The organism is Lentzea albida (genome assembly GCF_900111005.1).
Taxonomy (GTDB): Bacteria; Actinomycetota; Actinomycetes; order Mycobacteriales; family Pseudonocardiaceae; genus Lentzea; species Lentzea albida.
In genome coordinates, this window is the sequence record NZ_FOFV01000003.1 from 340,436 (window position 1) to 359,984 (window position 19,549).

At 69.7% G+C, this 19,549-nt stretch carries 23 protein-coding genes; 12 read left to right on the forward strand and 11 right to left on the reverse strand.

The features are described 5' to 3' along the window. Positions 1-7 precede the first annotated feature (7 nt). The 3 genes from BMY74_RS10595 to BMY74_RS10605 are packed head-to-tail and all read left to right on the forward strand — an operon-like array spanning position 8 to position 3,146. A complete protein-coding gene (locus BMY74_RS10595) occupies positions 8-1,078 on the forward strand; it encodes a hypothetical protein (RefSeq protein WP_089913509.1) in 1,071 nt (356 codons plus the stop codon). Beyond that, positions 1,075-1,695, forward strand: coding sequence for a precorrin-8X methylmutase (locus BMY74_RS10600; protein ID WP_089913511.1), 621 nt, complete (start codon positions 1,075-1,077; stop codon positions 1,693-1,695). Before BMY74_RS10595 ends, BMY74_RS10600 begins: the two co-directional genes overlap by 4 nt. After that, positions 1,695-3,146, forward strand: coding sequence for a precorrin-2 C(20)-methyltransferase (locus tag BMY74_RS10605; RefSeq protein ID WP_089913514.1), 1,452 nt, complete (start codon positions 1,695-1,697; stop codon positions 3,144-3,146). Before BMY74_RS10600 ends, BMY74_RS10605 begins: the two co-directional genes overlap by 1 nt. Here BMY74_RS10605 and BMY74_RS10610 read toward each other — a convergent pair. From BMY74_RS10610 to BMY74_RS10635, 6 genes are read right to left on the reverse strand one after another with little or no spacing between them, the layout of a single operon-like run. Next, positions 3,118-3,906 (reverse strand): cobalt-precorrin-6A reductase, encoded by a 789-nt coding sequence (locus tag BMY74_RS10610; RefSeq protein ID WP_089913516.1) that lies wholly within the window; start codon positions 3,904-3,906, stop codon positions 3,118-3,120. The two genes, BMY74_RS10605 and BMY74_RS10610, sit on opposite strands and share 29 nt — an antisense overlap. Next, positions 3,903-4,643: a precorrin-4 C(11)-methyltransferase gene (cobM, locus tag BMY74_RS10615; protein ID WP_089913519.1), complete on the reverse strand. Its 741-nt coding sequence runs from the start codon at positions 4,641-4,643 to the stop codon at positions 3,903-3,905. The genes BMY74_RS10610 and cobM overlap by 4 nt, the downstream gene beginning before the upstream one ends. Further along, positions 4,640-5,761, reverse strand: a complete 1,122-nt coding sequence (cbiE, locus tag BMY74_RS10620; protein WP_245786024.1) for a precorrin-6y C5,15-methyltransferase (decarboxylating) subunit CbiE — start codon at positions 5,759-5,761, stop codon at positions 4,640-4,642. The genes cobM and cbiE overlap by 4 nt, the downstream gene beginning before the upstream one ends. 4 nt (positions 5,762-5,765) lie before the next feature. Next, positions 5,766-6,146 carry a PPOX class F420-dependent oxidoreductase gene (locus BMY74_RS10625; protein ID WP_425434828.1) on the reverse strand — a complete coding sequence of 127 codons (381 nt, stop codon included), beginning with the start codon at positions 6,144-6,146 and terminating at the stop codon, positions 5,766-5,768. 47 nt (positions 6,147-6,193) lie between these two features. Continuing rightward, positions 6,194-6,544, reverse strand: a complete 351-nt coding sequence (locus tag BMY74_RS10630; RefSeq protein ID WP_089913524.1) for a hypothetical protein — start codon at positions 6,542-6,544, stop codon at positions 6,194-6,196. Positions 6,545-6,597: 53 nt separating this feature from the next. Further along, positions 6,598-9,081 (reverse strand): chitobiase/beta-hexosaminidase C-terminal domain-containing protein, encoded by a 2,484-nt coding sequence (locus tag BMY74_RS10635; RefSeq protein ID WP_177229681.1) that lies wholly within the window; start codon positions 9,079-9,081, stop codon positions 6,598-6,600. A 193-nt stretch (positions 9,082-9,274) separates the two neighbouring features. On the opposite strand from BMY74_RS10635, the gene BMY74_RS10640 reads away from it, so the two are divergent. Further along, the gene (locus BMY74_RS10640) at positions 9,275-10,147 is read left to right on the forward strand and encodes a helix-turn-helix domain-containing protein (RefSeq protein WP_089913530.1); all 873 of its coding nucleotides are present in this window, start codon (positions 9,275-9,277) and stop codon (positions 10,145-10,147) included. Next, on the forward strand, positions 10,089-10,271 hold the full coding sequence (locus tag BMY74_RS10645) for a DUF397 domain-containing protein (RefSeq protein WP_089913533.1): 183 nt from the start codon (positions 10,089-10,091) through the stop codon (positions 10,269-10,271). The genes BMY74_RS10640 and BMY74_RS10645 overlap by 59 nt, the downstream gene beginning before the upstream one ends. Here the strand turns inward: BMY74_RS10645 and BMY74_RS10650 are convergent. From BMY74_RS10650 to BMY74_RS10665, 4 genes are read right to left on the reverse strand one after another with little or no spacing between them, the layout of a single operon-like run. After that, positions 10,249-11,913, reverse strand: a complete 1,665-nt coding sequence (locus BMY74_RS10650; protein WP_089913537.1) for an aminotransferase class V-fold PLP-dependent enzyme — start codon at positions 11,911-11,913, stop codon at positions 10,249-10,251. The genes BMY74_RS10645 and BMY74_RS10650 overlap by 23 nt on opposite strands. Before the next feature lies 1 nt (position 11,914). Continuing rightward, the gene (locus BMY74_RS10655) at positions 11,915-12,673 is read right to left on the reverse strand and encodes an amino acid ABC transporter ATP-binding protein (RefSeq protein WP_177229682.1); all 759 of its coding nucleotides are present in this window, start codon (positions 12,671-12,673) and stop codon (positions 11,915-11,917) included. Then, positions 12,660-13,472 carry an amino acid ABC transporter permease gene (locus BMY74_RS10660; RefSeq protein ID WP_089913543.1) on the reverse strand — a complete coding sequence of 271 codons (813 nt, stop codon included), beginning with the start codon at positions 13,470-13,472 and terminating at the stop codon, positions 12,660-12,662. Before BMY74_RS10660 ends, BMY74_RS10655 begins: the two co-directional genes overlap by 14 nt. Positions 13,473-13,479: 7 nt before the next feature. Then, positions 13,480-14,382, reverse strand: coding sequence for an ABC transporter substrate-binding protein (locus tag BMY74_RS10665; protein ID WP_089913546.1), 903 nt, complete (start codon positions 14,380-14,382; stop codon positions 13,480-13,482). A gap of 649 nt (positions 14,383-15,031) precedes the next feature. On the opposite strand from BMY74_RS10665, the gene trxA reads away from it, so the two are divergent. The 7 genes from trxA (at position 15,032) to BMY74_RS10700 (ending at position 18,749) form a co-directional block, all read left to right on the forward strand. Then, positions 15,032-15,412, forward strand: a complete 381-nt coding sequence (gene trxA, locus BMY74_RS10670; protein WP_089913549.1) for a thioredoxin — start codon at positions 15,032-15,034, stop codon at positions 15,410-15,412. A 64-nt stretch (positions 15,413-15,476) separates the two neighbouring features. Then, positions 15,477-15,866, forward strand: coding sequence for a phage holin family protein (locus BMY74_RS10675; protein ID WP_089913552.1), 390 nt, complete (start codon positions 15,477-15,479; stop codon positions 15,864-15,866). After that, positions 15,863-16,183 carry a DUF3618 domain-containing protein gene (locus tag BMY74_RS10680; RefSeq protein WP_089913556.1) on the forward strand — a complete coding sequence of 107 codons (321 nt, stop codon included), beginning with the start codon at positions 15,863-15,865 and terminating at the stop codon, positions 16,181-16,183. The genes BMY74_RS10675 and BMY74_RS10680 overlap by 4 nt, the downstream gene beginning before the upstream one ends. After that, complete coding sequence (locus tag BMY74_RS10685; protein WP_089913559.1) at positions 16,180-16,449, forward strand: DUF4235 domain-containing protein; 270 nt, start codon at positions 16,180-16,182, stop codon at positions 16,447-16,449. Before BMY74_RS10680 ends, BMY74_RS10685 begins: the two co-directional genes overlap by 4 nt. 80 nt (positions 16,450-16,529) lie before the next feature. Then, positions 16,530-17,048, forward strand: coding sequence for a VOC family protein (locus BMY74_RS10690; RefSeq protein ID WP_089913562.1), 519 nt, complete (start codon positions 16,530-16,532; stop codon positions 17,046-17,048). A gap of 13 nt (positions 17,049-17,061) precedes the next feature. Then, the gene (locus BMY74_RS10695) at positions 17,062-18,150 is read left to right on the forward strand and encodes an S-(hydroxymethyl)mycothiol dehydrogenase (RefSeq protein ID WP_089913565.1); all 1,089 of its coding nucleotides are present in this window, start codon (positions 17,062-17,064) and stop codon (positions 18,148-18,150) included. Then, positions 18,150-18,749, forward strand: a complete 600-nt coding sequence (locus BMY74_RS10700) for an MBL fold metallo-hydrolase (protein ID WP_089913567.1) — start codon at positions 18,150-18,152, stop codon at positions 18,747-18,749. Before BMY74_RS10695 ends, BMY74_RS10700 begins: the two co-directional genes overlap by 1 nt. Here the strand turns inward: BMY74_RS10700 and BMY74_RS10705 are convergent, their stop codons facing one another. Continuing rightward, on the reverse strand, positions 18,750-19,508 hold the full coding sequence (locus BMY74_RS10705) for an enoyl-CoA hydratase/isomerase family protein (protein WP_089913570.1): 759 nt from the start codon (positions 19,506-19,508) through the stop codon (positions 18,750-18,752). Positions 19,509-19,549: the final 41 nt, after the last annotated feature.

The window sequence follows — 19,549 nt, forward strand, 5'->3', positions numbered from 1 at the left end:
CCGACCTATGCGTAGTCACCCGGATGCCTGCCCCGGCGCCGTCGAGCTGCACGCCGCGGCCGACGGCGGGCTGGCGCGCATCCGGGTGCCGGGCGGCACGCTTTCCGCTGCTCAGTGGGACGTCGTGCGGGTGGCGGCGCGCGAGCTCGGAAACGGTTCAGTGGAACTGACCTCGCGGGCGAACCTCCAGATCAGAGGCCTGCGGGACGGCGTGGAGCTGGGTGCGCGACTGGCCGCGGCGGGCCTGCTGCCGTCGGCCACGCACGAACGGATGCGCAACATCATCGCGGCGCCGCTGGCGGACAACCAGGGGCTGGTCGACGAGATCGACGCGGCGTTGTGCGCGGACCCGGAACTGGCGGATCTGCCAGGCCGTTTCCTGCTCACGGTGGGGGCGTCGGTGAGCGGGCTGGGCGGGGACTTCGGCCTGGTCAGCGCCTCGGAGGGCACCTTTGCCCTGCTGCTTGCCGGCCGTGACACCGGCGTGCGCGTCACCGACCCCGCCGACGCCGTCCTCACCGCCGCCCGCCTCTTCCAGCGGTTGCGCGGCCCGGCCTGGCGCCTGTCCGAAGTGGACGACGGTGTGCGAAAGATCACCGCTCACTTCGGCACGACGGACGCCCCGCGCATCACCCCTGCTGTGACTCCTGTCGCACCTTCACCGTTGACCCCAGGCGTTCCACTCGGCCGCCTCGACGCGCACCAGCTTCCGGGCGTCGCCCTCCGCCTGACGCCGTGGCGCGGTCTGGTCGTGCCCGCCGGCACCGACACGTCCGGCCTGATCACCGACCCGGACTCGCCGTGGCACGGTGTCAGCGCCTGCACCGGGCGCCCCGGCTGCGCCAAATCGCTCTCGGACGTCCGCGCTGACGTACACGCATGGCTCGACGGCGCCGCACGCACCGATACGGCCCACCACACACACGCGCCGGGCCGGGTACCCCCGATTTCAATTCTAGGGAGCAGGTCTGACAGCCGGCCGGTCCACTGGTCGGGCTGTGCCCGCCGCTGCGGCCGTCCCGCCGGCGATGTGATCGAGTTCGTCGCGACCGGCGACGGCTACGAGGAGATCCGTTGACGCAGTACATCAAGGACGGGGCGGAGATCTACCGCCAGTCCTTCGCCACCATCCGCGCGGAGTCGGACCTCACCGGGTTCCCCGACGACGTCGCGAAGGTCGTCGTCCGCATGATCCACGCGTGCGGCATGACCGACCTGCCCCAGGACGTCGCGTTCTCGCCGAACGTCGTCCGGAACGCCCGCGCGGCACTCCGCGCCGGCGCGCCGATCCTGTGCGACGCCACCATGGTTTCGTCCGGCGTGACCCGCCGGCGGCTGCCCGCGGACAACGAAGTCCTGTGCTACCTGCAGGACCCGCGCACACCCGACCTCGCGAAGAGCATCGGCAACACGCGCAGCGCCGCGGCTCTGGAACTGCTCGCGGACCGGTTCGACGGGGCCGTGATCGCGATCGGCAACGCGCCCACCGCGTTGTTCCACCTCCTCGACCTGATCGCCGCCGGCGCCCCGCGGCCCGCGGCGGTCCTCGGCATCCCCGTCGGGTTCATCGGGGCGGTGGAGTCCAAGGAAGCCTTGGCCGCAACGGATCTGGAGCACCTCGTGGTGCGCGGCCGGCGCGGCGGCAGTGCCATGACGGCGGCGGCCATCAACGCGATCGCGAGCGAGGAAGAGTGATGACGGGCAAGCTCTACGGCGTCGGCGTGGGTCCCGGCGACCCGGAACTCGTGACGGTGAAGGCCGCACGGCTCATCCACGACGCCGACGTGATCGCGTTCCACAGCGCCCGCCACGGCCGCAGCAACGCGAAGACCGTTGCGGCGCCGTACTTCCGCGACGGCCAGATCATGGAACAGCTCGTCTACCCGGTCACCACCGAGGACACGGACGACTACCAGGGCGAGATCGACACCTTCTACGAGGAGGCCGCCGCCAAGCTGGCCGCGCACCTCGACGCCGGGCGCGACGTCGTCGTGCTGGCCGCCGGAGACCCGTTCTTCTACGGCTCGTACATGCACATGCACAAGCGCCTCAAAGACCGCTACGAGTGGGAGGTCGTTCCCGGCGTCACGTCGGTGAGCGGGGCGAGCGCCGTGCTCGGCACCCCGCTCGTCGAACGCGACGAGGTGCTCACGATCCTGCCCGGCACGCTGCCGCCCGCCGAGCTCGCGACCCGCCTCGCCGACACCGACAGCGCCGCGATCCTCAAGCTGGGCCGCACCTTCGGCAACGTCCGCGCTGCCCTGGAGGCGTCCGGACGGCTCGACGGCGCCTGGTACGTCGAGCGCGCCACGACCGGCCGGCAGAAGATGTCGCCGCTCGCCGACGTCGACCCCGAGACCGTGCCGTACTTCTCGATCGCCGTGCTGCCGAGCCAGTCCAGGCCCGCCAAGCCGAAGGGCGAGGTCGTGGTCGTCGGCCTCGGCCCGGGCTCCCGGGACTGGCTCACCCCGGAGGCCCGCCAGGAGCTGGAGGCCGCCGACGAACTGGTCGGCTACAGCACCTACCTCAACCGGGTTCCCCTGCGCCCCGGCCAGAAGCGGCACCTGTCGCACAACCAGGTCGAGTCGGAACGCGCCGCGTTCGCGCTGGACCTGGCCCGCAAGGGCGCCCGCGTCGCCGTCGTGTCGTCGGGTGACCCCGGCGTGTTCGCGATGGCCACCGCGGTGCTGGAGGTCGCCGCGGAGACGGCCGACGTCCCGGTCCGGGTCCTCCCCGGCGTCACGGCCGCGAACGCCGTGGCGGCCAAGGCGGGCGCGCCGCTCGGCCACGACTACGCGGTGATCTCGTTGAGCGACAGGCTCAAGCCGTGGGACGTCATCGCCGAACGCCTGGAGGCCACCGCCAAGGCCGACCTGGTGATCGCGATCTACAACCCGGCGTCCAAGGCCCGCACTCACCAGGTGGCGGACATGCGCGACCTGCTGCTCCGGCACCGCTCCCCGGAGACCCCGGTCGTCGTCGGACGCGACGTCGGCGGCCCGGAGGAGGAGATCCGCGTGCTCACGCTCGGCGCCCTCGACCCGGCCACGATCGACATGCGCTGCCTGCTGATCATCGGTTCGTCGCAGACGGTCGTGACCGGCGCGGGAGTCGTCTTCACGCCCCGGCGGTACCCAACCACCTGACGGCGGCGTCGACGTCGGCCACCGTGTCCACGGGCGGGAGCGGTGGCCGGCGCACGACCACGACCGGCACGCCGAGCTGACGCGCGGCCTCCAGCTTCGCCGACGTCATCGACCCACCGCTGTCCTTGGTGACGAGCACGTCGATCCCGCGCGACCGCATCAGCTCCAGCTCACCGTCCACTGTGAACGGTCCGCGTGACAGCAGCACCTCGATCCGCCGCGGCAGCGGCGGTTCCGGCGGCTCGACCATCCGCGCGAGGAACCACTGCGGGCACCCGGCGAACTCCGCGAGGTCCTGCCGCCCGGTCGTCAGGAAGACCCGCTCCCCCGGCAGGTCCCGCGCGGCCCCGGCCACGCCGTCCACCCAGTGCCAGCCCGGCTGCGGCGTGAAGCCGGGCCGCCGCAGGACCAGCAACGGCACGCCGACCTGCGTGCAGGCCTCGAAGGCGTTGGCGGTGATCCGCTGGGCGAAGGGGTGGGTCGCGTCGACGACGGCCCGGACATCGTTGTCGCGCAACCACTGCGCGAGCCCGGCCACCCCGCCGAAGCCGCCGATGCGGACCTCGCCGGCAGGGAGGGCGGGGTTGCTGACCCTGCCCGCCAGGGAGGAGACGACCGGGCCGCGCGGAACGGCAGAAGTGGACAGGCCCGGGGTGGCGGCGTCCGGGCGTGCGGTGGCGCCCACCTCCGCGCCCACCTCAGCCACCACTCGCCGCGCGAGCTCCCGCGCCTCCCCCGTCCCCCCGAGGATCAGGATCATCGAACGCGCGTGGCCGAGTACAGGTGGCTGTCCGGGAACTGCGTCGCCCCCAGCACCTGGCCGACGATGATCACCGCGGTCCGCCTGATCCCGGCGGCCTCGACCTGCGCGGCGATGTCGTCCAGCGTCCCCCGCAGCACGACCTCGTCCTCCCGGGACGCGTACGCGACGACCGCGACCGGGCAGTCCCACCCGTAGTTCGGCACCAGCTCCGCCACCACGTCCGAGATCCGCTGCACGGCGAGGTGCAGCACGAGGGTCGCGTGGCTGCGTCCCAGCGTGTCCAGGTCCTCGCCCTCGGGCATCGGCGTGGCGCGCTGCGAGGTCCGCGTGAGGATCACCGTCTGCCCGACGCCGGGCACCGTCAGCTCGCGCTGCAACGACGCCGCCGCGGCCGCGTAGGCCGGTACCCCGGGCGTCACGTCGTAGTCGATGCCCAGCGCGTCCAACCGGCGCATCTGCTCGGCCATCGCGCTGAACACCGACGGGTCGCCGGAGTGCAGCCGCGCCACGTCCAGCCCCTGCTCCGAGGCCGCGACGAGCTCGGCGACGATCTCGTCGAGCGTCAGCTCGGCCGTGTCGACCTTCCGCGCGCTGGCGGGGCAGAAGTCCAGCAGCTCCTCCGGCACCAGCGCACCGGCGTAGAGGCAGACGGACGACGACTCGATCAGCGACCGCCCCCGCACCGTGATCAGGTCGGCCGCTCCGGGCCCGGCCCCGATGAAGTGCACGGTCACTTCGTCACGCTCCACGTCGTCACGGGCATGTGCGGCCGCCAGCCGGTGAACTTGCCGACCGACGAGCCGCGGTTCACCGCGATCCGCACCAGGTCGCCGCCGAGCCGCGCGTACCACTGCGCCACCACGGCCTCGGACTCGAGCGTCACCGCGTTGACGACCAAACGACCACCCGCGGCCAGCGCGTCCCAGCAGGACTGCAGCACGCCGGGCACGGTCACCCCGCCGCCGATGAAGATCGCGTCGGGCTTCTCCAGCCCCTCCAACGCCTCCGGCGCCCGTCCGATGTGGACCTCCACACCGGGCACGCCCAGAGACGCAGCGTTACCCCGGATTCGCTCTGCGCGTTCGTCCGACTGCTCGATGGCGATCGCACGGCACGTCGGGTGCGTGCGCGCCCACTCGATAGCGATGGAACCCGATCCCGCGCCGACGTCCCACAGCAGCTGCCCGGGCAGCGGCGCCAATCTCGACAGCGAAATAGCCCGCACCTCTCGCTTCGTCAGCTGGCCATCGGAGTCGTACACGTCATCGGGCAGGCCGGGAACCCTGGAGAGAGCGCTCCCGCCGTACTCGATCGCGATCACGCACAGCGGGTCCGCGTCCTGCCCAGACCAAGGGTAAACCCGCTCGGCGGCACCACCTAGCTGTTCGAGCACGGTGATCGGTCCGGCGATCTCCGCGACAGTCGCCGGGTCACCGCCCAGCACGAGCACGCGCCGTCCCGGCGTCAGCACGGGGCGTAGCAGGTCGGCCGGGCGCGCCACCAGCGACACGACCTCGACCTCGTTCAACGCCCACCCGAGCCGCGCGCAGGCCAGCGACACCGACGACGGGTGCGGGACCACGCGCACCCGTTCCCCCAGCAACCGGACCAAAGTGGTCCCGATTCCGTGGAACATCGGGTCACCCGACGCCAGAACGCACACGTCCCGGTACTTCTCGAACAACGCGGGCAAAGCCGGTACCAGCGGCGACGGCCACGCGACCCGCTCGAACTCCCCCGGCACGAGGTCGAGCTGACGCTGCGAGCCCATCAGCACACGCGAGCTGGAAACAGCCTGTTGAGCCGCGGGAGAAAGCCCGTCCCAGCCGTCGGCGCCGATGCCGACGACCACGACGTCAGACGCTGCCGGAGACACGCTTGACCTGGATCTCGATCACCACGCGCGTCGGGTTGACGCGCGGCTGCTTGTAGCGCGCCGCATACCGCTGCTCGGCGTCCCTGACGGATTCCACGTCGTCGCGCACGACGGCAGGACCCTCCAACGTGGACCAACGCCGACCGTCCACCTGGCACACCGCCGCGTACCCGGCCTTGCGGGCGTGCTTGACCTTCCAGGACCCGCCGTCGGTGATGATCCGCGCGATCCCGGTCTCCTGGTCGAGCGTGACCCCGACCGGAACCACCTGCACGGTCCCGTCCGGACGAACGGTGGACATCGTGCACAGGTGGCGTTCCGCCCAGAACTCGGTGAACTCGGGACCGCGCTCTATCGACATGCCCCGCATCATCGCAATGCGGGGCCCGTGACGCGAAATCGGCAGGCTCAGGACCTGCGCTCGATCACCTGCCGGCCCTGCCCGGTGCCGAGGAACCACCAGCCGTTGCGGGGGTCGGCGGGGAACGTGCCGTCGAGCAGCCCCAGGAAGCCGTCCGCGACCTCCAGCACGCGCGGGAGCGTCACGACGTCCTCGCCGGTCCTGGTGAAGTCCCGGGGCACGTCACCGGCCTCGACGGCGCGTTGCCTGGCCGCGGTGCCGAGGCCGTGCAGCAGCAGCCACGGGTCCGGCGCGCCCGCTTCGAACTGCTCGATCATGTGCTCGAGCCACACGGCGAAGACGTCGTCGAGCGTCCAGAAGTAGCGGCCGTCGACGTCGATCGTCGTCGTTCTGCTCACCGAACGAGAATACGGCCCGCCACCTCGGTGACGGGCCGCATCTCAGGGCGGTGCTACGGGTAGCTGACGACGTTCACCGGCACGGTGCCCGGCGGTGTCACCCCGCCCACGTCGTTCACCACGTGGGTGATCGTTCCCTGGTAGTTGAGCGACACGGTCAGCAGGTTGTGCAACCTCACGCCGGACCGGTTGGGCACCTCGAACGCGTTCTCGGCCCGCACGGACGGGTTGACGTTGAAGAAGCAGTAGCTGCCGAGTCCCCACGCCTCGTGCGTGGTGACGTTGTCGCCGACCTTGTAGGCCGCGTATCCGGCCTGCCCGTTCGGCCTGTTCCAGGTCGCCTGGTTCGGCACGTCGTACGGCATCTCGTTCTGGAAGAAGATCGTCCGGCCGCGCTCGCCGTTCCAGATCACCTGGTACTTCTGGTAGTGCTCGACGAACAGGCCGGTGGCCAGCACGTCGTTGCCGTTCACGACCAGACCGGTGTCCCCGATCGCCTCGTCCCAGCCCCAGGTGCCGGCGTTGCCGTGGTCGGCGCGCCAGATCCAGGTGTGGTCGATGATCGTGTTGTGGCTGTTGATCACCAGGCTGTTCGTCGCCTTGCCCGCGATCGCGCCGCCGACGCGGAAGAACACGTCCTGCAGCGTGGTCGGGTTGGACGCGTGCGAGGCCGACGAGCCGGCCGGGCCCACGGTCAGCAGCGAGTTCGACAGCGTGGTGCCGGCGTCGAACAGGACGCCCTTGATCCGCACGCCGTCGACGTCCGCGACCTGCATCGCGGTGACGCCGTTCTGCGGCACGATCGTCGCGTAGCCGATGCCCAGCACGACGGTGTTCGGCCGCGTGATGTTGATCGTCTGGTTGACGTTGTAGATGCCGGGCGTGAAGAACAGGTTGCAGCCGTTGCCGAGCGCCGCGTTGATCGTCGCGGCGGTGTCACCGGACTTCACGACGTAGAAGTCGCTCATCGGCAGCGAACTGCCCGGCGTGCCACCGTTCACCCACGACGCACCGGAGGCGTTGGTGCGCAGGGAGGGCAGGAACACCCGGTACTTGCCGTTCTCGAAGTAGAGGTACGGCACGTCGCGCGAGATCGGCGTCGTCGCCAGGTTGGTCGACGGCGGGTTCGGGAACGTGGTCGCGGGCGCGCCCGGCGTTCCGGAGAACACCATGTTCCACACGCCGCCGTTCCAGCTGCCGTAGTTGGAGTCGCGCGTGTACCACTGCTGCTGCGAGACCGACGCGGTCTGACCGGACACGCGGGTGTCGGCCGTGTAGCCGCCGGACGCGAACCCGTAGCTGGCCGGGTAGAGCGCCAGGTTGCCGCGGACGTCCATGCGCCGGAACGGAGCGGCCTGCGCGACGGCCCAGCGGTTGGTGCCGCTGCTGGGGACGACCGTCATGTTCTCGGCGGAGCGCCAGAAGTTCTGCAGCGCCACACCCTTGTCGGACTCGTTGAACGCGTCCACGGTGATGTCACCGTTGATCACGACGTCACCGGGGTTCTTGCCCAGCCCCGACACGGACGTGTAGTAACCGACGTCGTCGTGGATGCCGCTGTACGTACCGGGCTTGAACAGGTGCGCGACCCGCCGCGGCGCCATCTGCGCGGTCAGGGTGTCCTTCTGGTTGTTGAAGTCGATGTCGAGCTGCGTCTGGATGCTCGTCGCCGACATGCTCGGGTCGAAAACGCGCGTGTTCGGCCCGAAGTTGGGGTTGTCGGACTGCAGACACCCCTGCTGCGTCCCGATCGTGTACGTCGCGCTGGCCACCGCGGAGTTCACGAGCCCCGACTTGATGCCGATCGCGCTGATGGTCCTGTTGCTGGGCACGGAGATCGGCCCGCTGTACACAGGACTGCTGGCGGTCGGCGTCGATCCGTCCACTGTGTACCGGATGGTCGCGCCGGACGTGGATGTCGAGATCGTCACCGTCTGCGCGGACGCGTAGGCACCACCGGGCGGGCTGAACGTCGGCGTCGCGACCGGCGTGCCGATCACGTACTGCGCGCTGCCGACCGCCGAGTTCGGCTGACCGGACTTGATGCCGATCGCGTTGACGGTCCTGTTGCTGGGCACCGAGATCGGCCCGCTGTACACAGGACTGCTGGCGGTGGGCGTGGAACCGTCGGTGGTGTACCGGATCGTCGCGCCGCTGGTGGACGTCGAGATCGTGACCGTCTGCGCGGTCGAGTACGTGCCACCGGGCGGGCTGAAGGTCGGCGTCGCCACCGGCTGCACCGCACCCTGGTGGGTGTACGTGAAGTGCGGCGTGTCGTACTGCGGACCGCTCTTCTCGTAGGTGAACCAGTAGTCGACGACCGTGCCGGACGACAGCGACCCGACGGTCTTCTGCCAGGTCCCGGCGTTGTTGGTCATGCGGAAGTTCTGCTGTGCCTGGCCGGAGATCAGGTAGTGCACGTCGACGTAGGCGGCAGGGGTCGTCGGCGTGAAGTTGATCCGGGCCTGAGTCGCGTCGATCGCGGTCACGTTCTGCGTGTAGTCGTCGGCCGCGTACGCGGCCTCGACCGTCGCCAATGACGACAGGGCAATCGCTACGGCGGCAAGTCCACGCCGCCATCTCACCTTTGAGAGCGCTCTCACACCTGGAACGGTAAAGCGGAGATGACGGTTGCGGAAGATGAAAGTTTCACGAAAGCTTCCCGGTACGAGTTTGTTTTCACCCGAACGAGCAGCGGCTTGAAGTGAATACAACCCATAGCGTCGGTGCATGACTGCATCCACCGCGTACAGCCGGGACCTGGGTGACGAGCTCCGGCGCCTCCGCGAGACCTGCACGGGCCTGAGCGGCAACAAGCTCGCCGAGAAGCTGGGCTGGGACCCGAGCAAGGTTTCCACCGTCGAGCACGGCAAGGCACGCGCCAGCGAGATCGATCTGATCCAGTACTTGTCCATGTGCGGCAAAGACATCGACTTCGTGAACGACTTCCGGCGCCGCTACCAGTACGCGTTCGACGAGTACATCGTGCAGGTGTCCGGCAACCTGCGGACGGTCGCGATGGCGGAGTCCACCGCCATGGCGATCACGAGCTACTCACCGCAGTCGATACCGGGCCTGGTGCAGATCCCGGAGTACGCCGATGGGCTTTACCGGATGACCGGAGTCGTGACGGAAGAGCGCATCCCAGCCCTCGTCCAGTTCCGAACCGACCGCCAAACGATTCTCCGCCGACACGATCGGCCGACTTGCTTGTTCTACATCCATGAGCATGCGCTCCAGCTCCAGGTCGGAAGCAGCGCGATCATGGAGGACCAGTACGCCCGGTTGCTGTTCGACACGCACACCATCCGGATCGTGTCCGCCGATGCGCCGGTGGCCGCCACGGGCTGTGTGCTGTGGGAGTACGAGAAGTCCCGGCCGATCGTCTTCAGCGAGACCAACCTCGCGAAGGTCTTCGTCCAAGATCCGGGGGCGATCGCGCGGACCAGACTCCTCTTCGACCGCTTGGATGAGGTTGCCTTGAGTGCGGAACAATCGCGGAGCAAGCTGGCGGAGTACGTCAGCCGACCGCGAGAGGACTTCGATGACTCAGGACCGCACCTGGCGCAAGAGCAGCCACAGCGACGGCACCGAGGAAGGTGAGTGCGTCGAAGTCTCGCTCTCCCACGACGCCCTCGTCCGGGACTCGAAGAACGCGAGCGGCGACGTGCTCGCGTTCTCGGTCCCCGCCTGGCAGAGCCTGCTCAGGTCCCTCGGTTCTCGTTGAGGTAGTTGTAGATCGTGTAGCGGGTGACCTCGAGGACGCCCGCCAGGTGGTCGACAGAGTCGCGGATGAGGAAGAAGCCCGCCTCGTCCAGCACCCGGACGACCTGCGACTTGTGCACCTTCTTCATCAGCTCGACGGGCACGCCCACGTCGGCGATGGCCTTCTCGACCAGTGAGCGCTGCAGCGTGTCGACGTCCTGCGGGAACGACTCCACCGGGCCCGACGCCTCGTGGGCCGCGAGTTTGTTGACGCACAGGCAGCCCACGGCGACGCCGGCCGCGTCGCGGACGAAGGTCGTCGACGACCAGATCGCGCGGCCGTCCGGGGCGTAGGTCTCGTAGCCGGGCATGTCGGTGGTGGTGCCCCGTCGCACGAGGCCCAGCAGCAGGTCCGTCATCGGGCCGCCCACCTGGCGGCCGGTCAGGGAGCCCGCGATGGCGATGATCGAGTTGGGCAACCTGGACAGGTCGTGCACGACGACCTCGGTGTCCGGGCCCAGGGCGGACGCCAGGCTGTCGATGGTGGGCACCAGCGCCGACAAGGCTGCCGGGATCGGGGAGGAAGCCGGGCCGGACAACGACTTCAGGGCGGCGCGCAGACGCTCCAACGTGCCGCGCGAGGTGGTGGCGTGCGGGGACAGGCGGACGTGCTCCGGGCGGACGGTGGCGGTGATCCCGAAAGAGTTCAGGGCCTCCCCCACCACCGAGGCCGCCTCGGGCATCGTGAACGCGAGGATTCCAGCTCGGCGTTCTCGTGCCGACACGACCTTGCCACCGGCCGACAGCACGATCTCCTCCGTCTCGGCGACGATCTCGGCGACCGCCGCGTCCAACGCCGGGACGCCGGCCCGTTCGACGAGTTCCAGGGCCTCCGCGAAGGCGCCGGAGACGATCGGCGAGAGGTTCGTGATGTTCCAGGAGGCGGCGTCCGGGGCGGCGGCGTGCACCGAGTCGTCGAACAGGCCCGCGTCCACGGCACCGGTCCAGCCCGACAGCACCGGGGAGAGGCGTTCCAGGGCTCGGTCGGACAGCACCACGAAACCGGTGCTCCAGCCCGCGCGCAGCCACTTCTGGCCGCCGACCACGAGCACGTCGGCGAGTTCCCACGGCTCGTCGACCACGCCGAAGCCCTGGATGCCGTCCACGACCAGCAGGCGGTCGCCCACCGCCTCGCGCAACGCCGCGAGGTCCGCGCGGTAGCCGGTGCGGAAGTCCACAGCGGACACCGACAGCGCCGAGACCTCGGGCGTCAGACCGACGGCGACGGCCGCCGGGTGCACCGGGCCGTCGAGCACGACGGACGGGAGGCCCGCCCGCACCCACGGGTAGGTGTTGGACGGGAACTCCGCGGCCGAGTACATGACGGTGCCGGACAGCCCGAAGGCCGCCTGGAACAGGCCGATCGACGTGTTGGGCACCAGGGCGACGTGGTCGGTGTCCGTGCGGCAGAGGCGTGCGACGGCGGCCTTCACCCGCTGCTCCTCGCGCATCAGGGTGTCCACAGTGGACGGCCCGGCGAGCGAGGCCTGCTCCAGCAGGCGGGAGGTGGCCGTGACGACCGCCAGCGACGGCGGGCCGAAGCGGGCGAAGTCGAGATACCCCTCCGGCTCGCGGAACTGGGCGAGGTACGAGGCGTCGATCAACTCAGAGCACCTTTGCGAGGAACTGTTGCGTGCGCGGCTGCTGCGGATTGTCCAGCACGTCGGACGGTGTGCCGGTCTCCACCACCGCGCCGTCGACGAGGAACACCACGCGGTCGGCGACCGAGCGGGCGAAGCCGATCTCGTGGGTCACCACGATCATCGTCATGCCGTCGCGGGCCAGCGAGGTCATGACGTCGAGCACCTCGCCGACCAGCTCCGGGTCCAACGCGGACGTGGGCTCGTCGAACAGCATCAGCTTGGGCTTCATCGCCAGAGCGCGGGCGATCGCAACACGCTGCTGCTGACCACCCGACAACTGGGCCGGGTACGCACCGGCCTTCTCGGCCAGCCCCACCCGTTCCAGCAGCGCCAGCGCCTCCGCGCCCACCTCGGCCTTGCGGCGTCCCAGCACCTGGACCGGGCCCTCCATGATGTTCTCGAGCGCCGTGCGGTGCGGGAACAGGTTGAACCGCTGGAACACCATCCCGACGTCCCGGCGCTGGTGGGCGGCCTCGCGTTCGCGCAGCTCGTAGAGCTTGCCGCCGGCCGAACGGAACCCGACCGGCACGCCGTCGACCCAGATGCGGCCGGCGTCGATGGTCTCCAGGTGGTTCACGCACCGCAGGAACGTCGACTTGCCCGCGCCCGACGGGCCGAGCAGGCACACGACCTCGCCGCGTTCGACCTCCAGGTCGATGCCCTTGAGCACCTCGGTGTGCCCGAACGACTTGCGGACACCGACCGCCTCAACGAGGGCCATAAGCACGCTCCAGGTAGTGCTGCCCGATCGACGCGAGGGACACCATCACGAGGTACCAGGCCGCGGCGGCGAACAGGGTTTCCATGATCTCCAGGTTCCGCGACGAGATGTTGTTCGCGGCGTGGATGAGCTCCGTGAAGGCGATCACCGACGCCATCGACGTGCCCTTGATCATGTTGATGAAGTTGTTGCCCGTCGGCGGGATGATCACCCGCATCGCCTGCGGCAGCACCACGCGCCGCAGTGTCGTCAACGGCGTCATGCCGATCGACTTGGCCGCCTCGGTCTGCCCCTCGTCGACACTGCTCAGACCCGCGCGGACGATCTCCGCCATGTACGCGCTCTCGTTGAGCCCCAGGCCGAGCAGCGCCGCGACGAACGCCGTCATGACCACGTTGGTGGGCACCGAGAACAGCCCGGGGATGCTGATGTTCTGGAAGACCAGCGCGAGGTTGAACCAGATCAGGATCTGCAGCAGCACCGGCAGCCCGCGGAACAGCCAGATGTAACCGACCGCGAACCACCGCGCGACGGGGTTCGCCGACAGCCTCATCAGAGCCACGACCACACCGAGCACGATCGCGCCGCCCTGCGCGGCGACGGCGAGCACGATGGTGTTGAGCAGGCCTTCGAGCATCACGGGGTGCGTGAAGAACCCCGGCACGTCCTCCCACTGGATCTGGGCCTCGGACATCGCCCAGCCCAGTCCCGCGATGACCAGCACGACCACCGCGCCGCTGATCCACCGCCAGGGGTGGCGCAGCGGCACGACGACCAGTTCTTCACGCACGTCGTTCATGCGGGTGTCACTTGCCATTGATGGTGGCCTTCGTGATCGCACCCTGCTTGATGTCCCAGGTGGTGACGATCTTCTCGTAGGTGCCGTCGTCGATCAGCGACTGCAGCGCGCCCTTGATCGCCTCGGACAGCTTGGCGTTCTTCTTCGCGACGCCGATGCCGTACGGGCCGCCGTTGATCGGCGCGAGCGGCACGACCTCGAAGTACTGGCCGTCCCCGGCGGTCTTCGCGACGTAGACGGCGGTCGGCAGGTCGTTGAGGATCGCGGCGACGCGGCCGGTGCGCAGCTGGTTCTGGTTGCCGGTGTCGCTGTCGGTGACGCTGAGCGTGACCTCGGGCTTGCCCGCGGCCTTGCACTTCTCGCTCTGCTCCTTGCCGAACTGCTCCTGCGAGCTGCCCAGGTTCACCGCGATGCCCTTGCCGCACAGGTCGTCCGGGCTCTTGACGCCCTGCGGGTTCCCCTTCTGCACCATGATCGTGATGCCGGAGGTGAAGTAGTCGACGAAGTCGATCTTCTGCTGGCGCTCGGCGGTGTCGTTCATCGCGGCCATCGTCACGTCGACGCGGCCGGTCTCGAGGCTGGTGATCAGCGAGCTGAACGCCATGTCGCTGTGCTCGGCCTTGAGCCCGAGCTTGGCGGCGATCGCCTTGATCAGGTCGACCTCGGACCCCATCGGGGTCTTGCCGTCCTGGTCGTAGAAGTTGTTCGGCGGGTTCTGGATGTTCGACCCGACCTTCAACGTGCCGGCCGAGGCGATCTCGGGCGGCAGCAGCGCGGCGAGCGCGTCGTCCTTCTTGACCGACCCGAGGTCGGACGACGGGGGCGTGGACGTCTGGGCGGGGTCGGACGTGGACCCGCAGGCGGCGAGCCCCAACACGAGCAGCGAGGTCACGAGCAGGCGCGGCATCATGGCGGGGACCGTACAACGCCGAGTTGAAGCCGTCCACAAAAAGTTGAACCAACCATTTCCGGCGGATCGGCGTGGTGCGGGTTGTGGGCGGCGGGAGCTGCGCAAACAGGGTGTTGAAGGCGTCCACAAAAAGTTGAGGTGGCTGCCGGTGGGGCGGCCGATGGGTGGGCGGGTGTGTGGCTGCAGGTGGCGGGCAGCAGGTGGCGGGTGGCGGCAGGGGGCAGGGGGCAGGTGCGAGTGGCGCGGCAGGGGCGGCAGGTGGCCGAGGGAGGTGACAGATGCGAGGGGCGGTGGCGGCCGCGGCGGCACGGACGGCAGGGGCGGGCGACAGACGGCGTCGCGGCGGTGCCGAGCGGCAGCAGGGGCGAGTGGCGTGGCAGTAGGCGGCGGTGAGGGTGGCAGGTGGCTTGGCGGCAGGTGCGTGGCCGGTGTGTGGCGGCTGGTGGCGACGACAGTCGGCGGGCGTGCCGCCACCGCCTCGCGGCCGCCAGCGCCTCGTGGCCGCCACCTCGTCCGGGTGCCGCCGCGATCGCGGCGTCCTGGCGGGCGCCCCCGCACCCTCCCACCGACGTGACCGGGCGCACCTGGGGAATTCCACCGCGCTCCGGTTCGTTGGTCCGGATGCCCCCAGAAAACGAGGAGGACCAACATGGCGACGGTCGAGCTGACCAAGGAGAACTTCGACGAGGTGGTCGGTGGCTCCGACGGCTCCGGCATCGTCCTGGTCGACTTCTGGGCCGAGTGGTGCGGGCCGTGCCGCGCGTTCGGGCCCACCTACGAAGCGGCGTCGGACAACAACGAGGACATTGTCTTCGGCAAGGTCGACACGGAGGCGCAGCAGGAGCTCGCGGCCACGTTCGGCATCCGTTCCATCCCGACGCTCATGATCGTGCGCGAGGGTGTCGTGCTGTTCTCGCAGCCGGGCGCGCTGCCCGCTCCCGCGCTGAACGACCTGATCCAGCAGGCGCGCGACGTGAACATGGAAGAGGTCCACGCGAAGGTCGCGGAGGCCCAGGCCCAGCAGGGCTGATCGCCTCGGCAGGACTGCTCGGCGGGACTGATTGGCTCAACCCGCCTGTGGGTAATCGACGTGCATGAACACCGACACGTCGACCGCGCAGCTGGTGAACCAGCTGTCCGAGCAGGTGAGCAGGCTCGCGCGCGATGAGATCCGTCTCGCCGTCGCCGAGCTGAAGGACAAGGGCAAGCACGCCGGTGTCGGCGCCGGGATGTTCGGCGCGGCCGGCGTGTTCGCGTGGTGGGGCGGGCTCAGCGTCGTCGCGGGCCTGATCCTGCTGCTGGCACTCGTAGTTCCGCCGTGGGCGGCCGCTCTGATCGTCGCGGCCGCCCTTCTGCTGTTCGCGGGCGTTTTCGCGCTCGTGGGCAAGGGCCAGGTGAAGCAGGCCGCTCCGCCGGTCCCGAGGCAGGCGATGGACAACGTCCAGCGGGACATCGCGACGATCAAGGAGAGTGCGCACCGATGAGCGACCCCAAGGAGCAGTTGCAGCGCGACGTCGAGCGCACCCGTCGTGAGCTCGGCGAGACCGTGGAAGCGTTGGCGCACAAGGTCGACGTGCCCGCCCGCGTGAAGGAGCAGGCGCACGAGACGGCCGAGCGGGTGAAGGGCCAGGCGCAGGACGCGGTCGTGCGGATGACCGCCGCGACCAACCAGGCCGTCGACTCGCTGCCCGACCCCGTCGCGGCGCAGGTCGAGAAGGCGCGCCGGCACCCCGGCGCGATCGCCGCGGCGTTGATCGCGCTCGTCCTCGCGATCTGGGCGATCTCACGGAGGAACCGATGAAGCTGCTCTACCGTCCCCTCGGAATGCTGTTCGGCGCGCTGGGAGGTTTCCTCGCCACCGCGATCTTCGGCCAGATCTGGAAGCTCATCGCCGGCGACAAGGAAGCGCCCAGCGCCACGATGCGCAACCGCGCCTGGACCGAGGTGCTGCTGGCCGCGGCCATCCAGGGCGCGATCTTCGGCCTGGTCAAGGCCGCGATCGACCGCGGCGGCGCCAAGGGCTTCCAGAAGCTCACGGGCGAGTGGCCCGGCGACGAGGAAGACTGACAGGTCTCCACGAGCGCCCGGCCCGCGGCGGGCCGGGCGTTGAGCCTGCGAACGTTTGAACGATCAACTACCCTGGCGGCATGCCACAGCCAGAGGGTGAAGAGCTCGCCGCCATCCGCGCCAAGCGCGATGAGCTGCGCGAACGGTACGTGAAGCCTCTCGCCGAACGCGGCGGCTCGCCGACGAAGGGCGTGCACCACATCGCGCTGATCTGCAAGGACGTCGAGGAGACCATCCGGTTCTACCAGGAGTTCCTCGGCTTCCCGCTGGTCGAGCTCGTCGAGAACCGCGACTACAACGGCTCGAGCCACTTCTTCTTCGACCTCGGCAGCAAGAACCTGCTGGGGTTCTTCGACTTCCCGGGTCACGACCACCCGGCGTTCTCCGAGACGATCGGTGCCGTCCAGCACCTCGCCCTCTCGACGTCGCCGGAGCGGTTCGACGAGATCAAGTCCAAGCTGGACGCGGCCGGGATCGAGTACCTGGGGCCCGACCGGGGCGTCGAGGACAGCCTGTACATCCGCGACCCCAACGGTGTAGGGATTGAGTTCTACCGGGAAGAACTCGGCGAGTTCGAAGGCACGACACTGATCAACTGAGGACGGAGTCGCAGTGGCGCAAGAGGTCAAGGGCATCGTCGCCCGGGGCAAAGGTCAACCCGTCGAACTGACCTCGATCCTGGTGCCCGATCCCGGCCCGGGCGAGGCGGTGGTGAAGGTCCAGGCGTGCGGCGTCTGCCACACCGACCTGCACTACCGCGAGGGCGGGATCAACGACGACTTCCCGTTCCTGCTGGGCCACGAGGCCGCGGGTGTCGTGGAGTCGGTCGGCGAGGGCGTCACGGACCTGGAGCCCGGCGACTTCGTCGTGCTGAACTGGCGCGCGGTCTGCGGCACGTGCCGCGCGTGTCGCCGGGGCAAGCCGTGGTACTGCTTCTCGACGTTCAACGCCTCGCAGCCGATGACGCTGACCGACGGCACGAAGCTCTCCCCCGCGCTGGGCATCGGCGCGTTCGCGGAGAAGACGCTCGTCCACTCAGGACAGTGCACGAAGGTCGACCCGTCCGCGCGCGCCGCGGCCGTCGGCCTGCTCGGCTGCGGTGTGATGGCGGGTGTCGGTGCCGCCGTGAACACCGGCGGCGTCGGCCGCGGCGACTCGGTGGCCGTGATCGGCTGCGGCGGTGTCGGTGACGGCGCCATCGCGGGCGCCCGCCTCGCCGGTGCCGCGAAGATCATCGCCGTCGACACGGACCCGCGGAAGCTGGAGTGGGCCAAGGGTTTCGGCGCCACGCACACCATCAACGCGCGTGAGGTCGACGACGTCGTCACCGCGATCCAGGACCTGACGGACTCGTTCGGCGCGGACGTCGTGATCGACGCGGTCGGCCGCCCGGAGACGTGGAAGCAGGCGTTCTACGCCCGCGACCTCGCCGGAACCGTTGTCCTGGTGGGTGTTCCGACGCCGGACATGAAGCTGGAGATGCCGCTGATCGACTTCTTCAGCCGCGGCGGCGCGCTCAAGTCCTCGTGGTACGGCGACTGCCTGCCCACGCGCGACTTCCCGATGCTCGTCGACCTGTACCAGCAGGGCCGCTTCGACCTCGACGCGTTCGTCACCGAGGAGATCCCGCTCGACGGCGTCGAGGGCGCGTTCGAGAAGATGCACCACGGCGACGTGCTGCGATCGGTCGTGGTGTTCTGATGGCACTCCGCGTGGACCACGCCGTCACCTCCGGCACGTTCTCGCTGGACGGCGAGACCTTCGACGTCGACAACAACGTCTGGGTCATCGGCGACGACTCCGAGTGCGTGGTGATCGACGCCCCGCACGACGTGGACGCGATCCTGAAGGTCGTGAACGGCCGCAAGGTCGTGGCGATCCTCCTGACACACGCGCACGATGACCACGTCCGCGTCGCGCCGGACCTGGCGCACGCGACGGGCGCGCCGCTCGCCCTGCACCAGGCCGACCACGTGGTGTGGAACCTGACGCACACCGGCGTCCTCCCGCACCAGGCGCTGGAGGACGGCCAGGTGCTGACCGTGGCCGGCGAGGAGATCCACGTGCTGCACACGCCGGGCCACTCGCCCGGCGCCGTGTGCTTCTACGTGCCGTCACTGGGCGCGGTCTTCACGGGCGACACGCTGTTCCAGGGCGGGCCGGGCGCGACCGGCCGGTCGTTCTCGGACCGGCCGACGATCGAGCAGTCGATCCGGGAGAAGCTGCTGACGCTGCCCGGCGAGACCGTGGTGCACACGGGCCACGGCGACGACACGACCATCGCCGCCGAGGTGTTCTAGCTAGAACCGCGGAGGCCGCTTCTCCAGGAACGCCGTCACGCCCTCGGCGTAGTCGGCGCTGGAGGCGGCCTCCGCGTACAGCGCGCGCACGAAGTCGTCCTCGTGCCCGCCGTCCGTGATCGAGTTGATGATCTTCTTGGCCCCGCGCACCGAGACCTGCGCGCGCCCGGCGATCTGCTCGGACAGCTCCTTCACGCGCGCGTCCAGCGACTCAGCCACCTCGTTGACCAGGCCAATCCGCAACGCGGTGGCCGAGTCGATCAGGTCGGCCGAGAACAGGATCTGCTTCGCCCACGCCGGGCCGACGGCGTCGACCAGCGCCTTGGTGGACGTGAAGTTGTAGACGATGCCGAGCTTCGCCGGGGTGATGCCGAAGCGGGCGTCCACCGACGCCACCCGCAGGTCGCACGCCAGGGCGATCTCGCAGCCGCCCCCGACGCAGAAACCGGAGACCGCGGCGATCGTCGGCTTGTCCAGCTGGGCGATGGCGCGCTCGCCGGCGTGCACCGCCTCGCCGTAGTGGGCGGCACCCTCCGCGCCGCGCCGGAGAGTCGAGAACTCGGCGATGTCGGCGCCCGCGGAGAAGTGCTCCCCGCCCCGGATGACGAGCACCCGCACGTTCTCATCTGCGGAAACGCGACCCAGCAGCCCCGGCAGGGCCGACCACATCTCGTAGCTCATGGCGTTGCGCTTGGCCGGTCGGTTGATCGTCAACGTGGCGACCGGACCGGCCGCGGACAACTCCAGGAACTCGCTCACCCGTCGGACGATACCGGCGCCCTTGTAAGGTCCTCTGGCCG

What these genes read in the sequence shown, in the direction of transcription:
- BMY74_RS10595 (WP_089913509.1), top strand. Translation starts at nt 8, where the DNA reads ATGCGTAGTCACCCGGATGCCTGCCCCGGCGCCGTCGAGCTGCACGCC.
- BMY74_RS10605 (WP_089913514.1), top strand. Translation starts at nt 1,695, where the DNA reads ATGACGGGCAAGCTCTACGGCGTCGGCGTGGGTCCCGGCGACCCGGAA.
- BMY74_RS10610 (WP_089913516.1), bottom strand. Translation starts at nt 3,906, where the DNA reads ATGATCCTGATCCTCGGGGGGACGGGGGAGGCGCGGGAGCTCGCGCGG.
- BMY74_RS10625 (WP_425434828.1), bottom strand. Translation starts at nt 6,146, where the DNA reads ATGTCGATAGAGCGCGGTCCCGAGTTCACCGAGTTCTGGGCGGAACGC.
- BMY74_RS10640 (WP_089913530.1), top strand. Translation starts at nt 9,275, where the DNA reads ATGACTGCATCCACCGCGTACAGCCGGGACCTGGGTGACGAGCTCCGG.
- BMY74_RS10645 (WP_089913533.1), top strand. Translation starts at nt 10,089, where the DNA reads ATGACTCAGGACCGCACCTGGCGCAAGAGCAGCCACAGCGACGGCACC.
- BMY74_RS10655 (WP_177229682.1), bottom strand. Translation starts at nt 12,673, where the DNA reads ATGGCCCTCGTTGAGGCGGTCGGTGTCCGCAAGTCGTTCGGGCACACC.
- BMY74_RS10660 (WP_089913543.1), bottom strand. Translation starts at nt 13,472, where the DNA reads ATGAACGACGTGCGTGAAGAACTGGTCGTCGTGCCGCTGCGCCACCCC.
- BMY74_RS10665 (WP_089913546.1), bottom strand. Translation starts at nt 14,382, where the DNA reads ATGATGCCGCGCCTGCTCGTGACCTCGCTGCTCGTGTTGGGGCTCGCC.
- trxA (WP_089913549.1), top strand. Translation starts at nt 15,032, where the DNA reads ATGGCGACGGTCGAGCTGACCAAGGAGAACTTCGACGAGGTGGTCGGT.
- BMY74_RS10675 (WP_089913552.1), top strand. Translation starts at nt 15,477, where the DNA reads ATGAACACCGACACGTCGACCGCGCAGCTGGTGAACCAGCTGTCCGAG.
- BMY74_RS10680 (WP_089913556.1), top strand. Translation starts at nt 15,863, where the DNA reads ATGAGCGACCCCAAGGAGCAGTTGCAGCGCGACGTCGAGCGCACCCGT.
- BMY74_RS10685 (WP_089913559.1), top strand. Translation starts at nt 16,180, where the DNA reads ATGAAGCTGCTCTACCGTCCCCTCGGAATGCTGTTCGGCGCGCTGGGA.
- BMY74_RS10690 (WP_089913562.1), top strand. Translation starts at nt 16,530, where the DNA reads ATGCCACAGCCAGAGGGTGAAGAGCTCGCCGCCATCCGCGCCAAGCGC.
- BMY74_RS10700 (WP_089913567.1), top strand. Translation starts at nt 18,150, where the DNA reads ATGGCACTCCGCGTGGACCACGCCGTCACCTCCGGCACGTTCTCGCTG.